The following is a 2,358-nucleotide window of genomic DNA, read 5'->3' on the forward strand; positions in this document are numbered from 1 at the left end:
CTCGGACTGGCGCGACAATTCGGTCGCCGAGGCGAGCACCTGGGCCGCTGCCGCGCCGGTCTCCTCGGCCGTGCCCGCCACCTCGGCGATGGTGCGGGTGACCGATTCGGTCCCGCCCGCGGCCTGAGCGACGTTGCGCACGATCTCCTGCGTCGCCGCCCCCTGCTCCTCGACCGCCGCCGCGATGCCGGTGGCGACGCCGCTGATCTCGCGGATGCGGCCGGAGATGCCGTCGATGGCCTGGACCACCTGCCCGGTCGCGCCCTGGATGCGCCCGATCTGACCGGTGATGTCCTCGGTCGCCCGGGCGGTCTGGTTGGCGAGCTCCTTGACCTCGGCGGCGACCACCGCGAAGCCGCGGCCGGCCTCGCCGGCGCGGGCGGCCTCGATCGTGGCGTTGAGCGCGAGCAGGTTGGTCTGCCCGGCGATCGTGGCGATCATCGCCACCACGTCGCCGATCCGCGCGGCGGAATCCGAGAGGTCGCGCACGAGGGTCGCGGTCTGCCCGGCCTCGTCCACGGCGGCCTGCGCCAGCGTCGCCGAGCCGTCGACCTGCCGGCCGATCTCCTGCACCGAGGCGCCGAGTTCCTCGGCCGCCGCGGCGACGGTGGCGACGTTCGAGGCGGCCTCTCCGGCGGACGCGGCCACGGTGCTGGATTGCCCGGCGGTCCGGGTGGCGTTGGCGGTCATGGCCCCGGCGGTCGCCTGGAGCTCGGTCGCGGCGGCGGTCACGCCCCCGACGATGCCCCCGACGGCCCGCTGGAAATCGTCGGCCAGGGCCCGCGCGGCGGCCCGGCGCTGCGCCTCGGCGCCGGCCCGCGCCGCCCGCGTCTCCTCTTCGAGGGTGCGGGTGCGGATCAGGTTGTCCTTGAACACCTGCACCGCCGCGGCCATGGCGCCGATCTCGTCGCCGCGGCCCCGGCCCGGCACGGCGACCGCCGCGTCGCCGCCGGCGAGGGAGCCCATCGCCTCGGTCATCCGCGTGATCGGCCGCGAGATCCCGAACCAGCCGAACAGGGCGGCGGCGAGCGCCGAGAGCAGCGTCACGGCCATGGCGATCCAGGCGGTCATGGCGGCGGAGGCCGCGCTGCCGACGGCGCCCTCGACGCTGGTCTTGGCACCCTGCTTGTTGAGGGCGAGGTTCTCCTGCAGGCTCTTGGTCGCGGCCTGGGCGAGGCCGAGCGCCTCGGGTCCGGTGAGGAGCGTCAGGGCCTCGGCCCGGCGCCCCTCCCGCATCAGGGCGACGATGGTCTCGACCCGCTGCGTGTAGGTCGCCCAGGTCTCGGAGAAGCGCTGGTACAGCGCCCGCTCCTCGGGCGAGGCGATCAGCGGCTCGTAGGCGCGCCGCAGGGCTTCGAGGGCGGCCTGGCTCGTCCGCACGCTCTTCTCGTTCTCGGCCACCAGCGCGTCGGTCGGCGAGGCGGCGACGAAGCGGTAGGTCTTGACCCGCTCGTCGCGCGTCGCGGTGCTGATGTCGCCGAGCAGTCCGACCGAAGGCAGCCAATTGTCAGCGATGTCGCGGACTTCGCGATCGATGCTCGAAAGTCTGACGATGCTGATCCCGCCCTGAGCCGCAGCAACCACAGCGAGAATGCTGAACGAGCCCGCCAGGGCTGCCTTGAGGGATAGACGCATGCTGGATCCGAGAGAGGAGTGGGGACGCTCAGGCCCGTCACTCTGAACCGGAATACTTAAGGTTCTCTCGATTTCTGCAAGAAAGTGCACAACTCGCCGTGATCGGGCCTCTCCGCCGCGGGACGGCGGAGAGGCCCGAGGACGGCGGCGGCCCGCCCGCGGCCGTTACCGGCTGCCCTCCGGCCGCTCCGAGGAGTTCTTCTTCTCCGTGGTCGCCTCGGGCTGCCCCAGGAACTCGGCGAGGTACCCCTTCCACAGGCTCGCGAAGCGCAGGGACTGGTGGCCATGCGTCTCGGGCGAGGTCGGGACCAGCACGAAGCGCCCGTCCTTCACCCGTGCAATGGCGGCGTTCATCACGTCGAGCTGGGGCGGGTTCAGCTCGTCGTCGGCGAAGTTCACCGCGAGCACCTTCGCGGTGATCTTCTCGAGGTCCGGCGACGGGTCGTAGTCGTAGGAGGAGTCGAACCAGTACAGCCAGTCGTTGGCGTCGGCCTTGTTCCCGTAGCCGGCGATCATCTTGTCGTAGGCCGTGTCGGCGGCGGCGCGGGTCGGCGCCTGCTTCTGCAGGCCGAGCACGCTCTCGGTCATGATGTTGAAGATCGGCAGGATGCGCTCGAAGTTGCGCGGCTGCTCGGTGTACTCGCCGCCCTTCCAGCCGGGATCGGTGCGGATGCCCTCGATCAGGAGGCGCAACGCCCTGTGGCGGCGCCTCCTGATCGAGGG

Annotated in this window: 2 protein-coding genes; both read right to left on the minus strand. The window is 72.0% G+C overall.

Features of this window, described 5'->3' with window-relative positions; all coding sequences use genetic code 11:
* The coding region (locus MFF42_RS00660; RefSeq protein ID WP_238253578.1) for a methyl-accepting chemotaxis protein at positions 1 to 1,635 on the minus strand (1,635 nt) is incomplete at its 3' end.
* Positions 1,636 to 1,800: 165 nt separating this feature from the next.
* Positions 1,801 to 2,358, minus strand: a 558-nt coding sequence (locus tag MFF42_RS00665) for an alpha/beta hydrolase family protein (RefSeq protein ID WP_507763100.1), incomplete at its 5' end; no start/stop codon positions are given.

Source organism: Methylorubrum podarium (assembly GCF_022179745.1).
Taxonomy (GTDB): Bacteria; Pseudomonadota; Alphaproteobacteria; order Rhizobiales; family Beijerinckiaceae; genus Methylobacterium; species Methylobacterium podarium.